This is a genomic window from Frankia sp. CoBUL1 (assembly GCF_978021245.1).
Window position 1 is genome coordinate 43,045 of sequence record NZ_CDXDOS010000002.1, and the last position, 21,622, is coordinate 64,666.

Genomic DNA, 21,622 nt, shown 5'->3' on the forward strand with positions numbered 1-21,622 from the left:
ACGGTGCAGCGCAGTGTGATGCCCGATCTGCTCCCCACCCCGCGCCCGCGGGGGGCGTCCGGAGGTTGTTGTGAACAAGTCCCAGTTGGTTGACCGCATCGCCCAGCAGATCGAGGGCGGGCGGTCGAACGCCACCAAGGCCGTCGACGCGGTGTTCGACGCCATTCAGGAGGCCGTCGCGAGCGGAGAGAAGGTGACCATCACCGGCTTCGGCGTGTTCGAGCGGGTGGAACGGGCCGCCCGCACAGGTCGTAACCCGGCGACGGGTGAGCCCGTGCACGTCGCTGCCTCGGTCGTGCCGAAGTTCCGGCCCGGCTCCGAGTTCAAGTCGAGCGTCTCGGCGAGCAACGACTGACCATCGGTGCGGGCGCCGGGCTTACCGGTGCCCGCGCCGCATGGCGTCGGCCATCAGGTCGTGCTGGTAGTCCGACAGGCGAACGTCGTCCGGCCCGGTCGTGCGTCGTTCCCAGCAGCCGTCGGACTGCAGCACCCAGGCGGACACCTCGTCGGAGAACGCGTGGTCGAGCATCTGCCGCAGGGTGTCTCGCCGGTCTGGGTGCGGGACGCGCACGAGTGCCTCGATACGACGGTCGAGATTGCGGTGCATCATGTCCGCGCTGCCGATCCAGAACTCGCCGGACGAGGTGAACTCGAGGACCCGGCTGTGCTCCAGGAACCGCCCCAGGATCGAGCGCACGTGGACCGTCTCCGACAGGCCCGGCACTCCGGGACGTAGGGCGCAGATCCCGCGGACCAGGCAGTGCACGGGTACCCCGGCGATGGAGGCGTGATACAGCGCGTCGATCACCTGTTCGTCGACAAGGCTGTTGACCTTGATGCGGATCCCGGACTCCCCGCCCTCCCGGGCAGCCTGGGCCTCGGCTTCGATCCGCTGCAGGATGCCATCCCGCATGTGCTGCGGGGCGACCAGCAGCGAGCGGTACTCCGTCTGTCGGCTGTAGCCGGTGAGGACGTTGAACAGGTCGGTGAGATCCGCGCCCACGCCCGGGTCGGCGGTCAGCAGCCCGAGGTCCTCGTAGAGCCGAGCGGTCTTGGGGTTGTAGTTGCCGGTACCCACATGGCAGTAGCGGCGCAGGCCGCCGCGTTCCTGGCGTACCACGAGGCAGGTCTTGCAGTGGGTCTTCAGGCCGATGAGACCGTAGACCACGTGGCAGCCGGCCCGTTCCAGCTCGCGGGCCCAGCGGATGTTGGCGCTCTCGTCGAACCGGGCCTTGATCTCGACGAGGACGACGACCTGCTTTCCCGCCTCGGCCGCGCCGATGAGGGCATCCACGATGGGGGAGTCCCCGGACGTGCGATAGAGCGTCTGCTTGATGGCGAGAACATGCGGATCGGCCGCCGCCTGCTCGATGAACCGCTGAACGGACGTGGTGAACGAGTCGTACGGGTGGTGAACGAGGACGTCGCCCTCCCGGAGCACGCTGAAGAAGTCCGGTGTCTCGCCGTCATCGGTCGTCAGCCGCCGATGTGTGATCGGGACCCGCGGCGTATCTTTCAGCTCCGGGCGGTCGAGGTCGTAGAGAGCCCACAGGGTCGACAGGTCGAGCAGGCCGGCGACCCGATGTACCTCGCGCTCGGTGATCTCCAGCTCCCGCATCAGCAGGGTGAGCAGATCATCATCGATGTCGCCGTCCACCTCCAGGCGGACGGCGGGACCGAACCGGCGCCGGGCGAGCTCGCGCTCCAGAGCCTGGAGCAGATCCTCCGCCTCGTCCTCCTCGACTTCGAGGTCGGCGTTGCGGGTGACCCGGAACAGATGGGAGTCGATCACTTCCATGCCCGGGAACAGCTGGGAGAGATGGGCGGCGATCACTTCCTCCAGCGGGACGAAGCATGCGCTCGCCTGGGGGGCCAGGCCCCCCAGGACGCCGGTCGTGTCGGTAGGCTCCACCGCCACGGGGACCAGCCGAGGAACGTTCTGGGGCACCTTCACCCGGGCGAAGCGGTCGACCTCCCCGCCCGGGTCACGGACCTGGACGGCCAGATTGAGCGACAGCCCGCTGATGTAGGGGAAGGGGTGCGCCGGATCGACGGCGAGGGGAGTGAGCACCGGGAAGATCTGCTTGTGGAAGTAGTGGTGCAGCTGATCACGCTGGGTCTCGGTCAGCTGGGGCCAGAACCGGATGCTGATCCCGGCATGGGCCAGCGACGGCCCCACCTCGTCGGTGAAGCATCGCGAATGCCGCTGGGTGACCTCGGCCGTCATCGTGCTGATGAGATCGAGTTGTTCCCGGGCGGTCAGCCCGTCGGCGGAGCGGACGGCCAGTCCCGTCGCCTCGCGTCGCATCAGCCCCGCGACCCGGACCATGTAGAACTCATCCAGGTTGCTGGCGAAGATCGCTAGGAACTTCGCGCGTTCCAGCAGGGGCGTGGACACGTCCTCGGCGAGCGCGAGGACCCGGGCGTTGAAGTCGAGCCAGGACGCCTCTCGGTTGATGAAGCGGCCGGCGGGCAGGTCGGACGGCGCCGGCTGACGTGGCGCCTCCAGGGGCTCGAGCAGGCCACTGCGGGCCTTGCGCTGAGGCTGTTCAGGACGGGTCGCCATCAGCTCGCTCATGCCTGTAGATGGTGCCAGTCCCCGATGGACTCGGCAGCATCGATGTGGCATCTCTGGCAGCGGGGGCCGGGCGGGACCCGCATCGCTGGTCTGACTCCGATCCGGACGCTGGCAGAGACCGCGCGGCACGCGAAGTATCCGCCTACTCTTTGTGATATAGCGATCACGCGCTACGGTGCCGAGAAGCGCCGTCGCACTCGTTTGTACCTTATCGTGATGTAGCGGGCCGTTTCCGTGGTCCGGTCGGATCCCTCTGCCCTAGGCGGCCGACTGCCCCAGGCGGCCAGCACAGGGGGAGGAGGGCGGGACGAGGGATGCTCGTCGACGCCGCCGCGATCGCCGCGGGCCTGACCGCGACACTGAGTTGTGCCCTGGCCGGTCGCCGTCTCGGTCGAGTACGGGGCCGCTGGTTGGTGTGGCTGTCCTTCGCGCTGGCAACCTGGACGGTTGGACAGGCCGGATGGATGCTGCACCGCTGGGACGGGGCATCGGTCGGAGGGCGGACCGCGACGGATGCCGGGTATCTCACCGACGCCGGCCAACTCGCCATGCCGGTCCTCGCACTCGCCGCCTTCGCGGCTGTTCCCGCGGGTCGGGCGCGTCGATCACGACCGCGCGCGGGCGTGCTGGCGCCGGCAGGGATGGCCGGCCTCGCCGGGGGCAGCCACCGCTGGCCGCCGAGTTCCTCGCGGCTCACCCGCGTCGCCGGGGCGGGCTGCGAGGGGGTGGCCGCCGCCTACCCGCGCGCCAGTCCGGCCACCGCGTTCGACGAGGTCATACTCGGCAACTCCCTGTTCCTGCTCGCCTGGTCCGGGGTGCTCGCCGGGATCGACGAAGTGGACTCCTCCCGCCCGCCGCAGCCGGTGGAGCATCTCCTCGCGGTTGCGCATCCGATCGTCGTGCTGCTGTTGATCATCGCATTCCTGCACGTGGCAGGCTTCCGGCAACCGGTGGACCTGCCCGCCGTCGCGATCGCCGGAACCGGACTGGTGTGCCTCGCGGTCGCCGGCGTGTGGATCGTTCAGCTCGACGGCAGGGATCCCACGATGACGGGTTCCTGCTCGGTCGCCGGTGCCCTGTTGATCGTCCTTGCGGCATCGCGTGCCGGCCGGGAGGACGGCCGGGAGAACGGCCGCCGGTCTCGCCGGTGGCCCGTTCACGGCGAACTGCTCGGATGGCTGTGGCCGGCGGTCCCCTATGTCGCCGCGGCCGCGGTCGCGGCGCTTCTGCTGGGGCGGGCCCACGGCGGAGTCGTTCTCGATCCGGTCGAGATTATCGGGGGTGCGACGCTCGTCCTCACCGTCCTCGTCCGGCAGCTGACGACCCTGCGGGTGAGTCAGCGGTTGGCGGGCCGGGTCGGCGAGGCCGAGCACGAGGCGCGGCACTGGACATCCCATGACCCGTTGACCGAGCTGGCCAACCGCGCCCTGTTCCACCAGCGGCTCACCGACGCCCTCGCCGCGAGCCGCCACGACGGCCGTGACGTGGCCGTCCTGTACTGCGACCTCGACGACTTCCGGGTCGTCAACGACAGCCTCGGGCACGCCGCAGGTGATCATCTGCTGCGCGAGGTCGGGCAACGGCTACGACACTGCGTAGGCACGTCGGACACCGTGGCGAGGCTCGGCTCCGACGAGTTCGCCGTGCTGTTGGACGGTGGGCGGGAACTGCCCGAGACCGTCGCCGAACGGGTCCTGGCCGCGCTGCGCCAGCCGGCGCAGGCCGCCGGTCACCTCTGGCCGGTCCGCGGGAGTGTGGGGCTGGTCGTCGCGTGCCGGACCCAGGAGACCACCGAGGCGCTGCTCCGGCGGGCCGACACGGCCGTCCACACGGCAAAACGAACGGGAAAGAACCGTCTGGTGGTCTACCGGCCCGGACTGTGCCCGCCCAGCGCCGGCACGCACCTCGCCGACGCCTTGGCCACCGCCCTGCGCAGGGGAGGACGGTCGGCCGGCTTCGACGTGCACTACCAGCCCATCGTGCGGCTGCGCGATCGCAGTCCGGTCGCCCTGGAGGCCCTCGCCCGATGGACGGAGCCGGGGCGTGGACCGGTGCCACCGGGCACCTTTGTCGCGGCCGCGGAGGACGGCGGCATCGTCGGCGCCCTCGACGACATGGTCCTCACCCAGGCCTGCGCGGAGGTCGCCGTGGCGTACCCGGCCTCGGCACTGCGGCTGCACGTGAACGTCTCAGCCAGCAGGATCGCCGACACCACGCTGCTCGACAGTGTCGCCCGGGCGCTGGCGGCCAGTCGGTTCGACCCGGGCAGGCTGGTGGTCGAGATCACCGAAACGAGCCGGATTGACGATCTGCGCGGCGCACGCGAGGTGTTGAACGAGGTTCGTGCGCTGGGGGTGGCGGTCGCGCTCGACGATGTCGGTGCCGGCCACAGCACATTGGCCGCCCTCCATCAACTGCCGGTGGACGTCGTGAAGCTCGATCGGACGCTGCTCGAACCGCCCAGGGACGGACACCGAGTGGCGACGATGCGTCGATCGATGATCAGTCTCGCGCACGCCCTCGGTGCCGTCGTCGTGGCCGAGGGCATCGAGCGGGAAGGACAGATCGCCGAGCTCGAGGAGCTGGGTTGCGAGCTGGGTCAGGGATACTTCTTCGCCCGGCCTGGTCCGCTCGCGTCGCTCACGATCCGGCGCTGGGTTCCGCCTACGATCCCCGGCGGTACGGACAGCCCTGACTCCGCCGAGGTGCCCGGTCCGCCGCCGGATCCGCCGGAGTCCTCCGCCACGAGCGGGGAGTGATACCCGGCGGTCAGCGCCGCCCTGGTGGCCAGGCCTACCCCCAGGTCCCGGGCCTGCGCCAGATCCGCCAGCGTGTCGACGTCACGTCGCAGTCCCGGTACCGAGCCACCGAGGGTTCCCGTCAGATCCACCGCTCCGGAGCGACGGTGCGTGGCGTGACTGTGTGGTCCGAATGCGGGCTGCAGGGTGGCGCCGGCCGACGCGGTCAGCAGAGCGGTTCCCGTTCCGGTCGCGTCGGCGAGAACCGCTCGACGGTGCTGGCTCGCCTCGGACAGCGCCTGATGCAGCTCGGGGGGGCGCAGCGCGGGAAGGTCGGCGGAGAGGGCAGCCACCGCACGGGTGGGCCAGCGGGCCGAGGCCAGCGCGGCGCCGTGCACCAGAGCGGGATTGAGACCTCGGTCGGGTTCGTCCGGAATCACGACGAGCCGAGCACTCCTCGCAGCCGGGGAAAGATCCAGTTGATCTGCGCCGATATAATGGGAATTGAGGAGAGTCGACAGGGCGTGGTCGGCCGTCCGATCGTTCGTTACGATCATCACGGCGCCGACCAGATCGGTCTCGGACCCAAGTACCGCCATCACCGTGTCCAAAGCCATCGCAAGGGCCAGCCGGCTCCGGTCGGGGCGGTCCAGCCGGGTCTTCGCCCGGGTGAGGTTCTTCAGCGGCAGCACGACCGTCCAGGACACTCCGTTTCGTGGGAGCCACACGAAGGCGACCATAGGCCATGCCGACCCCGCGGTGCGCCGGGTCCTGCGTGCGCGGGCTGAACGCCGGAGCCGTGGCGCGTCCCCGGCATGCGGCGCATCCTGCGTGGTACCCGCCAGATCGGCGTCTACGGTCAGAGTGAGGACGCGGCGGACGCGGCGCGATGCGAGATGTCCAGCCGGCCGGGCGTCGATACCAGGCACGCGATCCATCCGGAGGGCACAATTATTGTCGATTCCCGCCACAAGGTAGAAAACGCCTCGATCGGTGGCGCCTTCCTCGTACCCATCGTCAGGGTCGCGATCGCTCCCCCCGCTCGGCCGGACGTTTTCTGGGGAACCAGGTGAGACGGGCCGCGGTGCTTACGGCCGGGTCCTGGGGAAGTGTGTTCGCGAAGGTCCTCGCGGATGCCGGAGCGCGGGTCAACCTGGTCGCCCGTGACCCTGAGATCGTCCGGGCGGTCAACACCCGCCAGGTCAATCCGCGCTATCTGCCGGCGATCCAGCTGCCGGACCGGGTGCGCGCGATGTCCGACGCGGGGGAGGCGCTGGCCGGCGCGGAGTTCGTGGTGCTGGCCGTACCGTCTCAGGCGCTGCGCTCCGTCCTCGCCGGATGGGCGCCCCTGATTGGCTCCGACGCCGTCTACGTCAGCCTGATGAAAGGGGTGGAGGTGGGCAGCCAGCTGCGGATGAGCGAGGTCATCACGCAGGTCACAGGCGTGTCGCCGGACCGGATCGCGGTGGTGAGCGGTCCGAATCTGGCGCCCGAGATCGCCGCCGAGCAGCCGGCGGCGACTGTGATCGCCAGTACTTCGACGAGCACGGCGGAGGCCGTCCAGGCGGCGTGCTGGACGCCCTATTTCCGCCCCTACACCAACACCGACGTGATCGGCTGCGAGCTGGGCGGAGCGATCAAGAACGTCATCGCCCTGGCTGCCGGCATGCTGGAGGGAATGGGCTTCGGCACCAACAGCCTCGCCTCGTTGATGACGCGCGGCCTGACCGAGACTCTCCGACTCGGGGTCGCGCTGGGTGCCGATCCGATGACATTCGCGGGACTGGCGGGACTGGGGGATCTCGTGGCGACCTGCGGCTCCCCGCTCTCGCGCAACCGCACCTTCGGCGAGAAACTCGGGCGTGGCCTCACGCTCGCGCAGGTGGAGGCCGAACAGCAGCAGGTCGCCGAGGGGGTGCGCTCCTGCCGCCCCCTGCTCGCCATGGCCGATGACCTGGGCGTCGCCATGCCGATCACTCGCCAGGTCGAACGGGTCCTCTATGAGGGTCTTCCCCCGATGGAGGCCGTCAAGGATCTGATGAGTCGGGAGCCGGGCCCGGAGTACCGGCTCCGTCCCTGACCTGCATGTCCCTGACCTGCATGCGCCTCACCTGCACGCGCCTGGCCCGGCAGCACCGTCGTTCCGGTCAGGCCGGGGCGTGGTCGGTGCCGGGGGCGAACCCACGGCCTGCGTGTCAATGAACGCTCCGATCGAGCGCAGCTTACCCACCGGGTCCTCGTAACCGCGTTCGAGGAAACGGGTCCCGCGGATGATGCTGGTGCCGTCGGCCACCAGCGCGGCCAGCACGTAGGCAAAGCCGGCGCGCAGGTCGGGAATCGCCAGATCACCGCCGGTGAGGGAGGTCGGCCCGCTCACGACCGCCGAATGCTCGAAGTCCCGGGACGCGAACCGGCAGGCCTTCCCACCGAGGCACAGGGTCGACAGGGCGATGTCGGCGCCCATCTCGGCCAGCTGTCTGGTGTATCCGAACCGGTCCTCGTAGATCGTCTCGTGGATCACGGAGGCACCCTTGGCCTGGGTGAGCAGGACGACCAGGGGCTGCTGCCAGTCGGTCATGAACCCGGGGTGCACGTCGGTCTGCACATGTGACGCGGTCAACGGCTGGGCCCGGAAGAAGGTCATGCCCCGCGGGGTGACCTCGAACTCGCCACCGAGCCGGCGGAGGTGGTTGAGGAAGGTCGCCAGATGTTCCTGGCGGGCACCGACCACCTCCACCCTGCCGTTGGTGGCTACCGCGGCCGAGGCGAAGGACGCGGCTTCGATGCGGTCGTGGACCGGGGCATGGGTGGCTCCCCGCAGGGCGTCGACCCCCTGCACCACGATCGTGCGGTCGACCTCCACGTCGACGAGGGCGCCCATCTGCTGCAGGAACATGATGAGGTCGATGACCTCCGGTTCCACCGCCGCATTCGAGATGACGGTCGTACCCTGCGCCCGGACCGCGGCCAGGAGCAGGTTCTCGGTCGCGCCGACACTCGGGAACGGCAGCGCGACATGGGTGCCGTGCAGACCCAGGGTCTTGACCTGGACGGAACGCAGCTGCTCGACGATCTCCGCACCCATGGCACGCAGGCCGGCGAGGTGGAAGTCGACGGGACGCTTGCCGATCCGGCAACCGCCGGGCAGCGGGATCACGGCTTCGCCGACGCGGTGCAGGAGCGGGCCCATCATCAGGATCGGTATCCGGTTGACCCCGGAGTAGGCCTCGGACAGCGACGCGTCGATGATCTTTTCGGTGGCGAGTTGCACAGTGTGCTCGTCCAGCCACTCCACCTGGGTGCCGAGTTCGGCGAGCATGCCCAGGACCACGTCGACCTCGGCGATCCGAGGCACCCGGGTCAGGGTGCACGGCTCTGGCGTGAGGAGGGTGGCGACGAGCAGCTTGGTGACCGAGTTCTTGGCCCCGGACGCTTCGACCGAGCCGGTGAGCGGAGCGCCGCCGACGATGCGGTACCACCGTCGGTCCGTGCTGGTGGACGGTACCACTCCCGAGCTGTGCGCCCCCACGGGCTACCTCCACGGTGATGATGCGGATGCGTGACGTGCGTCAGGTCACGTGCGGCGGGGCGATTGAACCAGACGCCGCCGGCGCGGCCCGAGCCCGGCTCTCAGGCTGCTACCTACGGTGACGATAGCCGTGGTCTACCGGGCCGATCCCCGCGCCGAGCGGAAAGCCGCTGGCCAGGGCGCCACTGACGTAGGCCTTGGCGGCCTGTGTGGCCTCGACGTGACCACGCCCCTGCGCCAGGTGCGCGGCGATCGCGGAGGCCAGCGTGCATCCGGTGCCATGGGTGTGCCGCCGGTCCAGGCGGGGGCTTCGGAGGACGACCTCGGTGGTCCCGTCGGTGAGCAGGTCGACCGCGTCGCCGGGAAGATGCCCGCCCTTCACCAGCACCCAGCGCGGGCCCAGGGCGAGCATCGCCTCGGCGGCTCTGGGCAGGTCGGCGACGTCCCGCACCTCCACCCCGGTCAGCAGACGTACCTCGTCGAGGTTCGGTGTGGCGATGGTAGCGCGGGGCATGAGCTCCGTACGGACCACCTCGACCGCCTCCGGGGACAGCAGGGGGTCGCCGTGCTTGGAGACGCTGACCGGATCGACCACGACGGGTACGTCGAGCCGCGAGAGTTCGGCGGCGACCAGCGAGACCAGGGCCGCGGAGGAGAGCATCCCCGTCTTCACCGCGTCGACCCCGATGTCCGCCACGACCGCTCTGATCTGGGCTCGGACCGCTTCCGGAGGGAGATCCCACACACCATGGACGCCCAGGGAATTCTGTGCCGTCACCGCGACGATCGCACTCATGCCGTGGACGCCGAGGGCGAGCATCGTCTTGAGATCTGCCTGGATGCCCGCGCCGCCGCCCGAATCCGATCCGGCGATCGTCAGTACGCGGGGCGGGGCGGAGCTCGGTTCCGGCGGCGGCTCGCTCCGGATGCTCCGAGCGTTCACGTGTCTCCTATCCTTCGCTCTGGGTAGCGGCGTCGTGGTTGCCATCACAACCGGGTACCGAGCCGACCAGCTGACCCCCACGATTGGGGTTCCGGATGAGGCCGGGCGACCCCTCGGTCGGTCCCTGTCGGCCGATCTGAGCAAATTCCTCGACCTCGGAGGCTCTCATCCGGGCCGTTTGCCTGTTACCTTCTGTCGGCCCGTAGTTCTGCTCGACGGGCTGTCGACGTCCGACGAGGGAGCGTCTGTGGTCCACGCGTACATCCTTATCCAGACCGAGGTCGGCAAGTCCTCCTCGGTTGCCAAGGAGATCGAGCAGATCCCCGGGGTCACCCAGGCCGAGGACGTCACCGGCCCCTATGACGTCATCGTCCGGGCGGAGGCGGCCACCGTCGATGACCTCGGGAAGATGGTCATGGCGAGAGTGCAGTCGGTCGACGGCATCACCCGCACGCTGACCTGCCCGGTCGTTCACTTCTGAGCTTCTCCGCCGCTAAAGCTTCTCCGTCCCGACGTGGGTCAGGTCGGCTCCGGGACGGGGGACCCGGTGGGCGCCCCCGGCCCCGGCCCCCGGCCTGCGCCCACCGCCGGGGCCGGGCCACCGGTGACGTCGGTGGCGCGCCAGAATCGGGACATGGCCACCGGTGGTGAGCAAGCCGAGCGGGGCCGGCGCCCGGCACGGGGCGGGCGCAGGCCGGGGCGGTCATGCCGGTATCCGGTGTTCGTCGCCTCGTGGGTCCTGCTCGCGCTGGTCGGATGCGGCGGTCCCGGATCGATTCGGCTGACCAACGTGCCGATGCCCGCGGAGTCGGTCCGTTCGTCGTGCGTGGACCTGGTCCACGATCTTCCCCCGTCGCTCGGGGACGATCTCGACCGCCGGGCACTGGACCCCCCACAGGCCACGGCGGCGGCCTACGGCGCGGCGCCGGTGGTGCTCACCTGCGGCGCGCCCGGTCTTCCGGCAAGCTACCGTCCCGATGCGATGCTGTCCGTCGTGGACGATGTGGGGTGGTTCGCCGAGGACCTGGGCGGGACGACGGTGCGCTATTCCACCCCCACCCGGCAGCCCCAGGTGGTTCTCACCCTGCCCGCCGACGTGCAGGCGTTCGAGGTACTCGTCTCGGTCGCCCCCGCCGTGCGGGGGCACAGCAGGCCGACGACATCCTGAGACGAGCTCCCGGCCATTCCCGCCCGGCGGAACGCCTCCACGCCGTCACGGGCCCGGGTGGCGCAGGTGCCGGGCGGTCAGCGCAGCCCCGCTCCGTCGCGCAGGGCCAGCCTGACGAGCCGGTCCACCAACTGCGGATAGGTGACCCCGCTCGCCTCCCACATCCGCGGGAACATCGAGGTAGGGGTGAAACCGGGCATCGTGTTGACCTCATTGATGATCACATGGTCGTCGGCCGTGACAAACATGTCAACCCGCGCGAGCCCGGCGCAGTCCAGGGCCTCGAACGCCGCGATCGCCACTCCCCGGACCTCCTCCCGTACCGCGTGGGACAGGTTGGCCGGGACGTCGAAGTGGGTGGCGTCGGACATGTACTTGGCCTCGAAGTCGTAGAAGCCGGCCGAAGACGTGACGGTGATCTCGGCGGGCACACTCGCCTCGGCACCGGGGCCGTCTAGAATTCCGAGGACCCCGCACTCGATCTCGCGGCCGACGATCGCCGACTCCACCAGGACCTTGGGGTCGCTGGCGCGGGCTGCCTTGATCGCGGTGTCCAGGTCCGCCCAGGCCTCGACCCGGCTGATCCCGATACTCGACCCGCCGCGCGCGGGCTTCACGAAGACTGGCAGCCCCAGCCGTTCCTGGTCGGCCCCGGTGAGTGTGTCACCGGCTCGCAGGACGGCGTAGGAGCCGACGGGAAGGCCGGCGGCCCGCAGCAGTGCCTTCATGTGTTGCTTGTCCATGGCGGCCGCGCTGGCGAACACCCCGGAGCCGACGTAGGGCAGGCCGGCCATCTCCAGGAGACCCTGGACCGTCCCATCCTCCCCAAAGGGGCCGTGGAGCAGCGGGAAGACCACATCGATGTCCCCGGGAATGTCGCTGCTCCCGAGAGCGTCGCTGCTCCCGAGGGTGTTCCTGACAGCGTCGAGGCCGCCGCGGGGGCGGCGCGGCAGCAGACCGGGCGTCGTCGGATCCGCGGCCAGGACGACGCTCTCACCCTGGGCCGCGACGACGGCAGGCAGTCGGTCTCCCGTCACCGCGAGGGCGGTCGGGTCGTCCGGCAGCACGACCCAGCGGCCATGTGTGTCGATGCCGACGGGGACGACGTCGTAGACGTCACGATCCAGGGCTCGCAGTACACCGCTGGCCGATATACAGGAGATCGCGTGCTCGGTGCTGCGGCCACCGAACAGGAGGGCGAGCCGAATCCGACGCCTGGAGCCTGCCATGCCGGGACACTAACGGATCGGCGTCGGTGACCGGCAGCGCACCCGGCGTGGATGTGGCCGCGCTCCGCCTCGACCTCCACGGGAGGCCTGTGTCCGGTGACGCCCCGTCCGGCCGGAGTAACGTCCGGCCCGGAGGGCTCAGGCGCGAGAGACCTTGCCCGCCTTGATGCAGGAAGCGCAGACGTTCAGCCGCTTGGGGGTCCCGCCCACGACCGTGCGCACGGTCTGGATGTTGGGGTTCCACCGACGGCGTGTGCGTCGGTGGGAGTGGGAGACCGACATACCGAAGCCCGGCCCCTTGCCGCAGACGTCACACACCGAAGACACGAGAAACACTCCGTCGAAGTAGTAGCCGAAGTCGAAGTAGTACTGGTCCCGGTAGGCGTGCCCGGGACGTCAGGGGAGTCAGAACCAGGTCAGAACCAGGATCGTACGCAACCCGCGACCCTGACGGCGCCGCCGGGGGGACGCGCGCAGTGGCGGCCCGCTTGAGGTTACCCCACCTTCTGTGGTCCAGATGATGCGGCGGGAGCCGGTGGGTCTCGGTACTGTCGGTGCTCCGGTGCACTATCGGTAATGTGGTCGACCTCGACACGCCCCTGAAGGCCCTCGTCGGCGCGCGTGCCGCCGCCCTCCTGGCCGATGGTCTGGAGTTGAGGCTGGTCGGTGATCTGCTGGGGCACCTGCCCCGCCGGTACCATGAGAGAGGCGAGCTGACGGACCTCGCGGACCTCGCCGTCGGTGAGACGGTTACGGTCCAGGCCCGGGTCGAGAAGACGGAACGCCGCCCGATGCGCGGCACCCGGAAGTCGATGGTGCGCGTGACGGTGACGGACGGCAGGCATTCACTGTCACTGACCTTCTTCAATCAGAGTTGGCGGGAGCGTGACCTCCGTCCCGGGACGACCGCGCTGTTCGCCGGCAAGGTCGACGAGTTCCGCGGGCGGCGTCAGCTGACCAACCCGGAGGTCCAGCTCCTCGAACCCGAGGAGAGCGGGGAAGCCGTCAGCGGTGCGCCGTTCGCGAACGCGCTGGTTCCGATCTACCCCGCCTCCGCCAAGGTGCCGAGCTGGACGCTGGCGAGGTGCGTCCGGCTGGCGTTGGACTCTCTCGATCCCGTCGAGGATCCGTTGCCGGACGATCTCCGCAGCCGGTACCGCCTGCCCGCTCTGGCCGAGGCCTTCCGGCTGGTTCACCAGCCCGCGAACCGTGGTGAGATCGCCTCCGGTCGTCGGCGCCTCACCTGGGATGAGGCTCTGGTGCTGCAGGTGGCGTTGGCCCAGCGGCGTCGTGAGGTGGAGGCGCTGGCGACAACACCCCGGCCGCAGCGTCCGGATGGTCTGCTGGCGGCGTTCGATGCCGATCTGCCCTTCCCCCTCACGACGGGTCAGCGCGAGGTGGGGAAGACGATCGCAGCCGAGATCGGTCGGCCCGTTCCGATGCATCGACTGCTGCAAGGAGAGGTGGGTTCGGGCAAGACACTGGTCGCCTTGCGGGCGATGCTCACCGTGGTCGACACGGGCGGCCAGGCGGTACTCCTGGCGCCCACCGAAACTCTTGCCGCTCAGCACAGCCGAAGCCTCCGGGAGATGCTCGGCGATCTGGCCCGGGCAGGGGAACTAGGAGCCGATCATCGGGCCACGCGGGTGACGCTGGTCACCGGATCGATGGGAGGGCGTGCGCGGCGGGAGACTCTGGCGGAGATCGCGGACGGTTCCACCGGTCTGGTGGTCGGTACTCATGCCCTGCTGCACGATGAGGTGACCTTTAACGATCTTGGTCTGATCGTCGTCGACGAACAGCATCGTTTCGGCGTCGAACAGCGGGACGCACTGCGAGCGCGTGGACGACGTCCTCCCCACCTTCTTGTGATGACCGCGACGCCGATTCCCCGGACGGTCGCGATGACCGTGTTCGGTGATCTCGAAGTCTCCGAGCTCACCGAACTGCCAGCGGGACGCTCTCCCATTGGGACGTTCGTGGTGCCGGCGAGCCAGAGATCCTGGACGGATCGAATGTGGGGACGAATCCGCGACGAGGTGGCCGCCGGGCATCAGGCCTATGTCGTGTGTCCCCGGATCGGTGCGGGCAGGGAGAACGGGGACGGGGAGGACGATTCCACCGAATCCTCGACGGCCGGTCCGGATCCGCGAGCGTCCCGACCAGCTGCGACAGTGTGTGAGGTGCTGCCCCTGTTGGTGGATGGCGAGCTTGCGGACCTCAGGGTTGAACCGCTGCACGGTCGTCTCGCACCCGGGCAACGGGAGGCCACCATGAACCGATTCGCGGCCGGCGAGGTCGACGTGCTGGTCGCCACCACCGTCATCGAGGTGGGAGTGAACGTACCGAACGCGACAGTGATGGTCGTCCTGGACGCGGACAGGTTCGGCGTGTCCCAGCTGCACCAGCTGCGCGGGAGGGTCGGCCGGGGCACCGCGCCCGGCTGGTGTCTTCTGCATACAGCGGCCGAGCCGGGATCCCCCGCCTGGGAGCGGCTCAGCGCGGTCGCCGCCACCAGCGACGGGGCGAAGCTGGCCCGTCTCGACCTCGCGCAGCGTCGAGAGGGCGATGTGCTCGGGGCCGCTCAGTCCGGCGGACGACGATCCCTGAAGCTCCTGGAACTTCTTCGTGATGAGGACCTGATCCGCGACGCACGCGAGGAGGCCGGTCGCCTGGTTGACGACGACCCCGGGTTGGACCGGCATCCCGCACTGCGCCGGCTGCTCGACGCGGTTCTCGACGACACCAGTGTCGCCTTCCTCGAGAAGGGATGACCGGGTGGCCCGATGACGCGCATCATCAGTGGAACCGCGGGTGGTCGGCGGCTCGTGGTTCCACCCGGAACAACCACCCGTCCGACCTCGGAACGTGCCCGTGAGGGATTGTTTAACACCTTGTCGACCTGCCTGGATCTGCGGGGTGCTCGGATTGCCGATCTTTATGCCGGGTCTGGTGCGGTCGGTCTGGAAGCGCTGTCTCGGGGTGCCGCTCATGCTCTTCTCGTCGACCGCGATCCGATCGTGATACGCACTCTACGGCGGAACGTGACAGCGCTGGGACTGTCGGGCGCGAAGATCGCGCAAGCCGCGGTAGAGCGTGTGGTGCAGAACACCTCGGATAATCCCTACGACGTGGTTTTCCTCGATCCGCCGTACGCGATGCGCGATTCGGAACTCGGCGAAGTGCTGTCAAAGCTGCTGGCGGCCGCCTGGTTGACTGCGGACGGTGTCTGCGTTGTCGAAAGATCGCACCGCTCGGGCCCGGTCGCCTGGCCTGACGGGTTGTGTGCGCTGCGCGACCGGAGGTACGGAGAGGGTGCTCTCTGGTACGGTATTCGATCATGAGGAGGGCAGCCTGTCCCGGTTCATTTGATCCGATCACCAACGGTCATCTCGACATCATCGTCCGAGCGAGCAGACTCTTCGACGAGGTCGTGGTCGCCGTATCGATCAACAAGAACAAGGTCACCTTGTTCACCGTCGACGAGCGGATGGAGCTCATCAGAGAGGCCCTGCGTGATCATCCGATGGCGCCGTCCAACGTCCTGGTGGATGCGTCCCACGGGCTGATCGTCGATTTTTGTCGGAGCAGGGGTATCCAGTCGATCGTCAAAGGACTGCGTGCGGTCAGCGACTTCGACTATGAGCTTCAGATGGCGCAGATGAACAATTCGCTTGCGGGCGTGGAGACTCTTTTCATGAGTACGAACCCGCAATATGCCTTTCTGTCCTCCAGCCTGGTGAAGGAGGTTGCGCGTTACGGAGGTGACGTGTCGGGGCTGGTACCGGATGTGGTACTCAAACAGCTCCGTGAGCGCCTCGCTCAGTAACCCCCGCCGGGTGGGTAGCCGCCGACCGACCTCCGCCGGGCTCTCCCGCCGTTCCGGACTGTCCGGGCTCCGGGGCCGGTCGCGGGGGGCGAGCGGTACCCGAGCGGCTTCCTAGGCGGAGGTCCGCCGCCCGCCGGGCTCGGGTGTCCGGAGATCTCGGCAGCTTGATCGGATCGTCCGCGGCACCGATCGGATAGGCTAGGAGACCGTAGTAGCTGACCGGCTCGCAGCAGCTGACTGGCTTGCTGACCGGCTGGAGTCTGTTCGTCGATCCTCTGGGAGGGTCCGGGCCTCTGGGAGGGTCCAGGGTGCCGCTGACGTCGGGCTGCCTCCGTCGTTAGCGACGCCGGGTAGCTACACCACCACGAAGGCCCTGTTTCGGCCGGGCTTCCTGACATTGACGTAGATGTGAACTCGACTGCCGCCATGACTGGATCCCACTTTCGCCGTCGGACCCCGAAGGGTCCCCTTGTACTGGACACCCGTGAGCTCGGTCGTCGGCCCGGGTCGATGCGGCTTGTCCGGGCGCAGGCGGAACTTCCCGCCGATCTCGGAACCGAGATGATGTGGGTGCCGGCCGGCGCAAGCGTCACCCTGGACCTGCGTCTCGAATCGGTGATCGAGGGTGTCCTGGTCAGCGGGAGCGTCGTGGCGCCGCTTCGGGGTGAATGTGCGCGCTGTCTGGACGACGTGTCCGAGGTCAGCATGGTCGAGTTTCGCGAGCTGTTCTACTACCCTGACCGAGCCGTGGACCTGGGTGACGACGAAGATGCTCGGGTACTAATCCATGATCATGCGGACGTCGAGCCCGTGGTGCGGGATGCCCTGGTACTCAACCTTCCGCTGTCACCCATCTGCCGTCCGGACTGTGCGGGACTCTGCGTGGACTGCGGGGTGCGTCTCGACGATGTCGAGCCTGGACATTCCCATGCGCGATCCGACCCGAGATGGGCGGCGCTGTCCGCGCTGGCCGGCAGCGGAGCGGCGGGAACCGAGAAGGGTCGCACCGACCCTCATGAGAGCAAGGAGAAGGAATAGTGGCCGTCCCGAAGCGGCGCACCTCGCGCAGCAACACCCGGTCCCGGCGTTCGCAGTGGAAGGCCAAGGTGCCGACCCTCGCAAAGTGCTCGCGGGGGCACGTGATTCGGCCGCACACCGTCTGTGGCACGTGCGGCCGGTACAACGACCGTCAGGTGCTTGACGTCTGACCCGGTGTGACACGTATCGCCGTTGACCTGGTGGGGGAGGGGTTCCCTTCCGGGCCTCTCCTCGAGGCATTGCCCAGTGCGCTCGGCGCGGATCCGCATCTGGTGCTCACTCTGGTGACATCCGGTGATGCCGTCCGGGATGACCTTGCTCGGCTGGGAATTGTGCCAGGCGAGCGCGTCCTGCTCGCCACGGCCGCTCGCGGCGTTTCGGCGGGCCCGGAGGCATTGCGTGAAGTGCGAGCACGTCGGGACTCCGGCGTCCGGGTGGCGGCGCGCCTGGTCCGTGACGGACATGCCGATGCGATGGTCTCGATAGCCCCGGCCGAAGCCGTGGTCGCCTCGGCTCAGTTCACCTGCGGTCTGCTCCCCGGGGCGACGCGGGCCACTCTCGCCTCGATTGTCGGCGGGGCGAACGCCCCCGTCGTGCTGTGTGACGCGGGGGCGACGGTTGATGTGACGGCGGACGAACTCGCCCAGTTCGCGGTCGCGGGCAGTGCATACGCCGCGGTTCGTTTCGCCGTCAACGCTCCCCGAGTCGGGCTTCTGACGGCGCGTCCAGCGCTTCCCGACACCTTGCGGCGAGCCGCCGACGAGCTGCTCCGATCGCTCGATCTGCACTATGTCGGCCCGCTGACGGCTGATCGGCTCCTCGCGCCTTCGTGGACAGGCGAGCCGGGCGACGGCCAGAAGATCGATCATCGCCGTGGAGTCGACGTGGCGGTCACCGACGGATTCACCGGAGATGTCCTGATGTCCGTCATTCGCGGGATGCGATGGTGGGAATCTCATCGGGGTACGGGGCACCTGTCCAGGGCCGGTCTGGATCCGGGATGGGGAACGTTGGAAGATCCTGATGTGCGGGGGGGAACGATCGTGCTGGGGGTCGATGGTGTCGCGGTCCACGCGGAGCGGGCACCGGATGAAGCCGGCGACAGCCAGGCAGTCGGGCTGCTCGCGGCGCTGAGGGCGGCGTCGGTCGCGGTCCAGGCGGACCTGGCTTCTCGGACCAGAGCGGCGATGGCGATCTTGGTGGCGCGTCGGCGGGCCCTGGCCGGGCTGGTCGGATGACCCGCCAGCTGCCACCCCCGCCGCCGCGGGACGGCCTGATCGAGGTACTCGAGGTCGCCATCGACCCCGAGCTGCTCGACCGCGCCCTCACACACCGCTCCTATGCCTATGAGAAGGGCGGCCTGCCCACCAACGAACGCCTGGAGTTCCTGGGCGATGCGGTGCTCGGTCTGGTGGTGACGGCGGCACTGTTCATCCGCCACCCGGATCTTCCCGAGGGGCAGCTCGCCAAGCAGCGGGCCTCGGTTGTGAACATGCGGGCTCTCGCGGACGTGGCACGGGGGATCGGACCCACCGGGCTCGGTCCGTACCTGCTGCTGGGCCGGGGCGAGGAGACCACCGGGGGGCGCGACAAGGCGAGCATCCTCGCCGACACCCTCGAGGCCATCATCGGGGCGGTCTATCTGTCCTCAGGCCTCGACGTGGCCTCCGGTTTCGTGCACCGTCTCTTCGATCCCTTGCTGGACGAGGCCGCCGGCCGAGGCGCAGGGCTTGACTGGAAGACCTCACTGCAGGAACAGACGGCGGTGCTGGCTCTCGGGCCGCCCGAATACATCGTCGAGGAGGCCGGTCCGGACCACGCGAAGCGATTCACCGCCTACGCGAGGATCGCGGGAGAGCCACTGGGCGAGGGCGAAGGGGGAAGCAAGAAGGAGGCCGAGCAGCGGGCTGCCGCCGCGGCTTTCGCGGTTCTCGAGGAACGGTCAGCCTTGGGGCGGGAGGACGGTTCGGGCGCGGACGTCGCCGGCGGAAATCATGAGAGGTCCGCCGTCGGCAGCCTTGATCACGATCAGGTCTCGGGTCCGTGAGAGTAGCTGATCATCAGCTGCCCCGATTCGCTTCCTGGGCGCTGGCGACAGGCTCGGTGGTGGCAACAGATTCAGTGGTGGCAACAGATTCATCGAGCCACGTCGAGGGTCCGGTGTCATCCCACTGACCCGACCCGACGACCGGAGATCATGCCAGAACTCCCCGAAGTAGAGGTTGTTCGCCGCGGTCTGGAACGTGGTGCCGTCGGTCGCGTCATCGCATCGGTTGATGTCCACCATCCTCGTGCGGTGCGCCGTCATCTGGCCGGTGCCGCCGACTTCTCGGCGCTGCTCGTCGGCCGCCGGATAACGGCGGCACGACGCCGTGGCAAGTATCTGTGGCTGGTGCTTCAGCCGCCGGTAGACCATGCGGCGTGCGCTCCGGTGGTTCCAGAAGAACCACCGGAGGAGGAATCAGCTGCCGTGCTGGCCGAGATGTCTCCGCCTGCCCTGCCCCCAGGTCATCCGGCCCAGGGGGATGCACTGATCGCCCATCTCGGGATGAGCGGACAGTTGCTCGTCGTTCCACCCGCCACCCCCGACCAGAAGCATCTGCGGATCCGGTTCGTCTTCACGGACGGAGGACGCGAACTGCGATTTGTGGATCAACGCACCTTCGGTGGCCTGGCGGTCGCAATGGGGGAAGCGGATCTGCCTGCTCCCGTCGCGCACATCGCCAGGGATCCTCTGGATCCCGCCTTCGACGAGCGGCTCGTCACGGAGAGGATGCGTCGACGCCGTACCGGCGTGAAGCGGGCCCTGCTCGATCAGACACTTGTCAGCGGGGTCGGGAACATCTACGCGGATGAGGCCCTGTGGGCCGCGAAGCTGCACTACGCGCGGCCGACCGAGACCCTCACCCGGGCGGAGGTCGGCAGGCTGCTGGGTTGCGTGCGGACGGTGATGATCGCGGCTCTTGAGGTGGGCGGTACGTCCTTCGACCGCCTGTACGTGTCGGCGGACGGGGTCAGCGGGCTGTTCGAACGGTCGCTACAGGTGTACGGCCGCGCGGGTCGGCCATGCACACGATGCGGAGACGCGGTGCGCCGGGACGCTTTCATGAACCGGTCGAGCTTCACTTGCCCCACCTGCCAGCCGCACCCAAGGCGGGCCAGGTGGTAAGGTTCGATCACACGTTCGAATCCCGCGGCTCTCGGGTGCCCGCGGCTCTCGGGTGGGGGTGCCGGGCGTGGCGTCCGCGACAGTCGGGTGGGGAGCCAGACCTGCCGCGGCGTTCACAGTTATCGCCTCGTCCAGGACCGAGACCGGGCTGCCGGGATCGGTGAGGCATCATCCGGCACGTCGGTTGGCTGGCCTGCCCCCGACGCGACATGGACGGAGGCGCGATGAATCCGGATGCCCTGCTCGGTCGTATACGGAAGCTGTTGGCGATGGCGGAGGCGGAGGGGCTGAGCGAGGCCGCCCGCGAAACCTATAACAGCAAGGCGGCCGAGTTAATCGCCCAGTACGGGATCGACCGCGCGCTGGTCGAGGAGGCGTCGCCGCACCGCGTCGAGGCGGCTGACCTGGTGGTGGCCGTCGATCCGCCCCATGCCCGGGACAAGATCTCGTTGCTCGCGGGCATTGCCGCACCGCTTGGTTGCCGGCTCGTGTACCGGACCGAGCAGCGTGCAGTGGGGACGGGGCACTCCGCTCATCTGTTCGGGATGGATGTGGATATCCACCGCGTGCAGATGTTGTTCACCTCGTTGCTGGTCCAGCAGGCACAGGGATTGGCCCTCGCCCGTCCACCACGCCAGGAGGACCCGCGGGCGTTTCGTCGGTCGTGGATGGCAGGCTTCGCGGTGGCGGTGGCGGGGAGACTGACCAGGACGGAGCGGATGGCCCGGGAGCGGGCGCAGGCCCAGCAGATGCAGACCCAGCAGACGCAGACCCGGGAGAACGGATCAGACCGGCCCTCGACGACGCCGTCGGTGGCCGTCGTCCTGGCGAATCGAAGCCAGCGGGTGGACGCGCACCTGGCAAGCGTCTATCCCAGGCTGCGAGCGCCAAGGACACGCCAGCTCTCCGGGAGCGGCGGTCGTGCGGGCTACCAGGCCGGCGAGAGGGCTGATCTTGGCCTGGGTAGCCGGGTGTCCAGCCGCGTCTCACCGGCGATCGGCATGAGGTAAATCGTATGGGTAGTAGTTACGCGTGGTACTGACTACTGCTTGCCGCCCGGCAGATTGGGCACCGCTGTCTGGGTAGGCCCTGCGGTACGCGGCGGGGCGTAGCCAGGACCAATAATCTTGTCTGCGCCGTCGACCGGCTCCGGGGTGACCTGGCGGTCACCATCGGTGCTCGCGCGTGGGACGGGTAGTGTGCCGCCGTCCTGGGAGAAGTTCTGGCCGCAACCGCTGAGAAGGAGTGCCGAGCCGAGAGCTCCACACGCGAGTAGCACGGCAGCGGACCGGCGGCGGAAACGTGGCCGGTCCGGCCGTTCCAGCCGATGATCACCCTGCCGCCGTGTCCCTCTCGGCCGGCCTGCCATGTCTGGGAAGTATGTGGTATCCACAATGGCCA

The 21,622-nt window shown here is 68.9% G+C and carries 20 protein-coding genes and 1 pseudogene; 15 read left to right on the top strand and 6 right to left on the bottom strand.

Features of this window, described 5'->3' with window-relative positions:
- Positions 1-70: 70 nt before the first annotated feature.
- Positions 71-355 (top strand): HU family DNA-binding protein, encoded by a 285-nt coding sequence (locus AC08OX_RS00710; RefSeq protein WP_011437995.1) that lies wholly within the window; start codon positions 71-73, stop codon positions 353-355.
- Between the two features lie 21 nt (positions 356-376).
- On the opposite strand, the gene AC08OX_RS00715 is transcribed toward AC08OX_RS00710, so the two are convergent.
- Positions 377-2,578 (bottom strand): RNA degradosome polyphosphate kinase, encoded by a 2,202-nt coding sequence (locus AC08OX_RS00715; RefSeq protein WP_476606009.1) that lies wholly within the window; start codon positions 2,576-2,578, stop codon positions 377-379.
- Positions 2,579-3,624: 1,046 nt separating this feature from the next.
- On the opposite strand from AC08OX_RS00715, the pseudogene AC08OX_RS00720 reads away from it, so the two are divergent.
- A pseudogene (locus AC08OX_RS00720) lies at positions 3,625-5,142 on the top strand (putative bifunctional diguanylate cyclase/phosphodiesterase); the annotation flags it as partial.
- 35 nt (positions 5,143-5,177) lie between these two features.
- Here AC08OX_RS00720 and cofC read toward each other — a convergent pair.
- Entirely contained in the window at positions 5,178-6,056 is an 879-nt protein-coding gene (gene cofC / locus AC08OX_RS00725; protein ID WP_476606010.1) for a 2-phospho-L-lactate guanylyltransferase, read from the bottom strand.
- A 75-nt stretch (positions 6,057-6,131) separates the two neighbouring features.
- Between cofC and AC08OX_RS00730 the strand changes: the two genes are divergently transcribed.
- Positions 6,132-6,389 (top strand): hypothetical protein, encoded by a 258-nt coding sequence (locus tag AC08OX_RS00730; RefSeq protein WP_476606011.1) that lies wholly within the window; start codon positions 6,132-6,134, stop codon positions 6,387-6,389.
- Entirely contained in the window at positions 6,386-7,396 is a 1,011-nt protein-coding gene (locus AC08OX_RS00735; protein ID WP_476606012.1) for an NAD(P)H-dependent glycerol-3-phosphate dehydrogenase, read from the top strand. Before AC08OX_RS00730 ends, AC08OX_RS00735 begins: the two co-directional genes overlap by 4 nt.
- 27 nt (positions 7,397-7,423) lie before the next feature.
- Here the strand turns inward: AC08OX_RS00735 and murA are convergent, their stop codons facing one another.
- Positions 7,424-8,845 carry a UDP-N-acetylglucosamine 1-carboxyvinyltransferase gene (gene murA, locus AC08OX_RS00740; protein ID WP_476606013.1) on the bottom strand — a complete coding sequence of 474 codons (1,422 nt, stop codon included), beginning with the start codon at positions 8,843-8,845 and terminating at the stop codon, positions 7,424-7,426.
- Between the two features lie 109 nt (positions 8,846-8,954).
- Entirely contained in the window at positions 8,955-9,788 is an 834-nt protein-coding gene (thiD, locus tag AC08OX_RS00745; RefSeq protein ID WP_476606014.1) for a bifunctional hydroxymethylpyrimidine kinase/phosphomethylpyrimidine kinase, read from the bottom strand.
- 247 nt (positions 9,789-10,035) lie between these two features.
- Between thiD and AC08OX_RS00750 the strand changes: the two genes are divergently transcribed.
- Positions 10,036-10,269, top strand: a complete 234-nt coding sequence (locus tag AC08OX_RS00750) for an Lrp/AsnC family transcriptional regulator (protein WP_011437987.1) — start codon at positions 10,036-10,038, stop codon at positions 10,267-10,269.
- 132 nt (positions 10,270-10,401) lie between these two features.
- On the top strand, positions 10,402-10,956 hold the full coding sequence (locus AC08OX_RS00755) for a DUF3515 family protein (protein ID WP_476606015.1): 555 nt from the start codon (positions 10,402-10,404) through the stop codon (positions 10,954-10,956).
- A gap of 77 nt (positions 10,957-11,033) precedes the next feature.
- Here AC08OX_RS00755 and AC08OX_RS00760 read toward each other — a convergent pair whose 3' ends face one another.
- The gene (locus tag AC08OX_RS00760; RefSeq protein ID WP_476606016.1) at positions 11,034-12,185 is read right to left on the bottom strand and encodes a D-alanine--D-alanine ligase family protein; all 1,152 of its coding nucleotides are present in this window, start codon (positions 12,183-12,185) and stop codon (positions 11,034-11,036) included.
- Positions 12,186-12,323: 138 nt separating this feature from the next.
- A complete protein-coding gene (gene rpmB, locus AC08OX_RS00765; protein WP_011437984.1) occupies positions 12,324-12,512 on the bottom strand; it encodes a 50S ribosomal protein L28 in 189 nt (62 codons plus the stop codon).
- 251 nt (positions 12,513-12,763) lie between these two features.
- Between rpmB and recG the strand changes: the two genes are divergently transcribed.
- From recG to AC08OX_RS00810, 9 genes are all read left to right on the top strand, one after another.
- Positions 12,764-14,959: an ATP-dependent DNA helicase RecG gene (gene recG / locus AC08OX_RS00770; RefSeq protein WP_476606017.1), complete on the top strand. Its 2,196-nt coding sequence runs from the start codon at positions 12,764-12,766 to the stop codon at positions 14,957-14,959.
- A gap of 12 nt (positions 14,960-14,971) precedes the next feature.
- On the top strand, positions 14,972-15,529 hold the full coding sequence (rsmD, locus tag AC08OX_RS00775) for a 16S rRNA (guanine(966)-N(2))-methyltransferase RsmD (RefSeq protein ID WP_476606018.1): 558 nt from the start codon (positions 14,972-14,974) through the stop codon (positions 15,527-15,529).
- A complete protein-coding gene (gene coaD, locus AC08OX_RS00780) occupies positions 15,526-16,014 on the top strand; it encodes a pantetheine-phosphate adenylyltransferase (protein ID WP_011437981.1) in 489 nt (162 codons plus the stop codon). The genes rsmD and coaD overlap by 4 nt, the downstream gene beginning before the upstream one ends.
- Positions 16,015-16,440: 426 nt before the next feature.
- Positions 16,441-17,052, top strand: coding sequence for a YceD family protein (locus AC08OX_RS00785; RefSeq protein ID WP_476606030.1), 612 nt, complete (start codon positions 16,441-16,443; stop codon positions 17,050-17,052).
- On the top strand, positions 17,052-17,222 hold the full coding sequence (rpmF, locus tag AC08OX_RS00790) for a 50S ribosomal protein L32 (protein WP_011437979.1): 171 nt from the start codon (positions 17,052-17,054) through the stop codon (positions 17,220-17,222). The genes AC08OX_RS00785 and rpmF overlap by 1 nt, the downstream gene beginning before the upstream one ends.
- 6 nt (positions 17,223-17,228) lie before the next feature.
- Positions 17,229-18,290 (top strand): phosphate starvation-inducible protein PhoH, encoded by a 1,062-nt coding sequence (locus tag AC08OX_RS00795; RefSeq protein WP_476606019.1) that lies wholly within the window; start codon positions 17,229-17,231, stop codon positions 18,288-18,290.
- Positions 18,287-19,099, top strand: a complete 813-nt coding sequence (gene rnc / locus AC08OX_RS00800) for a ribonuclease III (RefSeq protein WP_476606020.1) — start codon at positions 18,287-18,289, stop codon at positions 19,097-19,099. The genes AC08OX_RS00795 and rnc overlap by 4 nt, the downstream gene beginning before the upstream one ends.
- A 150-nt stretch (positions 19,100-19,249) precedes the next feature.
- Positions 19,250-20,221, top strand: coding sequence for a bifunctional DNA-formamidopyrimidine glycosylase/DNA-(apurinic or apyrimidinic site) lyase (mutM, locus tag AC08OX_RS00805; RefSeq protein WP_476606021.1), 972 nt, complete (start codon positions 19,250-19,252; stop codon positions 20,219-20,221).
- A gap of 224 nt (positions 20,222-20,445) precedes the next feature.
- Positions 20,446-21,231, top strand: a complete 786-nt coding sequence (locus tag AC08OX_RS00810) for a DUF2786 domain-containing protein (RefSeq protein ID WP_476606022.1) — start codon at positions 20,446-20,448, stop codon at positions 21,229-21,231.
- The last annotated feature ends 391 nt before the right edge of the window (positions 21,232-21,622 follow it).

What these genes read in the sequence shown, in the direction of transcription:
- AC08OX_RS00715 (WP_476606009.1), bottom strand. Translation starts at nt 2,578, where the DNA reads ATGAGCGAGCTGATGGCGACCCGTCCTGAACAGCCTCAGCGCAAGGCC.
- cofC (WP_476606010.1), bottom strand. Translation starts at nt 6,056, where the DNA reads ATGGTCGCCTTCGTGTGGCTCCCACGAAACGGAGTGTCCTGGACGGTC.
- AC08OX_RS00730 (WP_476606011.1), top strand. Translation starts at nt 6,132, where the DNA reads ATGCGGCGCATCCTGCGTGGTACCCGCCAGATCGGCGTCTACGGTCAG.
- AC08OX_RS00760 (WP_476606016.1), bottom strand. Translation starts at nt 12,185, where the DNA reads ATGGCAGGCTCCAGGCGTCGGATTCGGCTCGCCCTCCTGTTCGGTGGC.
- rsmD (WP_476606018.1), top strand. Translation starts at nt 14,972, where the DNA reads ATGACGCGCATCATCAGTGGAACCGCGGGTGGTCGGCGGCTCGTGGTT.
- coaD (WP_011437981.1), top strand. Translation starts at nt 15,526, where the DNA reads ATGAGGAGGGCAGCCTGTCCCGGTTCATTTGATCCGATCACCAACGGT.
- AC08OX_RS00785 (WP_476606030.1), top strand. Translation starts at nt 16,441, where the DNA reads ATGACTGGATCCCACTTTCGCCGTCGGACCCCGAAGGGTCCCCTTGTA.
- rnc (WP_476606020.1), top strand. Translation starts at nt 18,287, where the DNA reads ATGACCCGCCAGCTGCCACCCCCGCCGCCGCGGGACGGCCTGATCGAG.
- mutM (WP_476606021.1), top strand. Translation starts at nt 19,250, where the DNA reads ATGCCAGAACTCCCCGAAGTAGAGGTTGTTCGCCGCGGTCTGGAACGT.
- AC08OX_RS00810 (WP_476606022.1), top strand. Translation starts at nt 20,446, where the DNA reads ATGAATCCGGATGCCCTGCTCGGTCGTATACGGAAGCTGTTGGCGATG.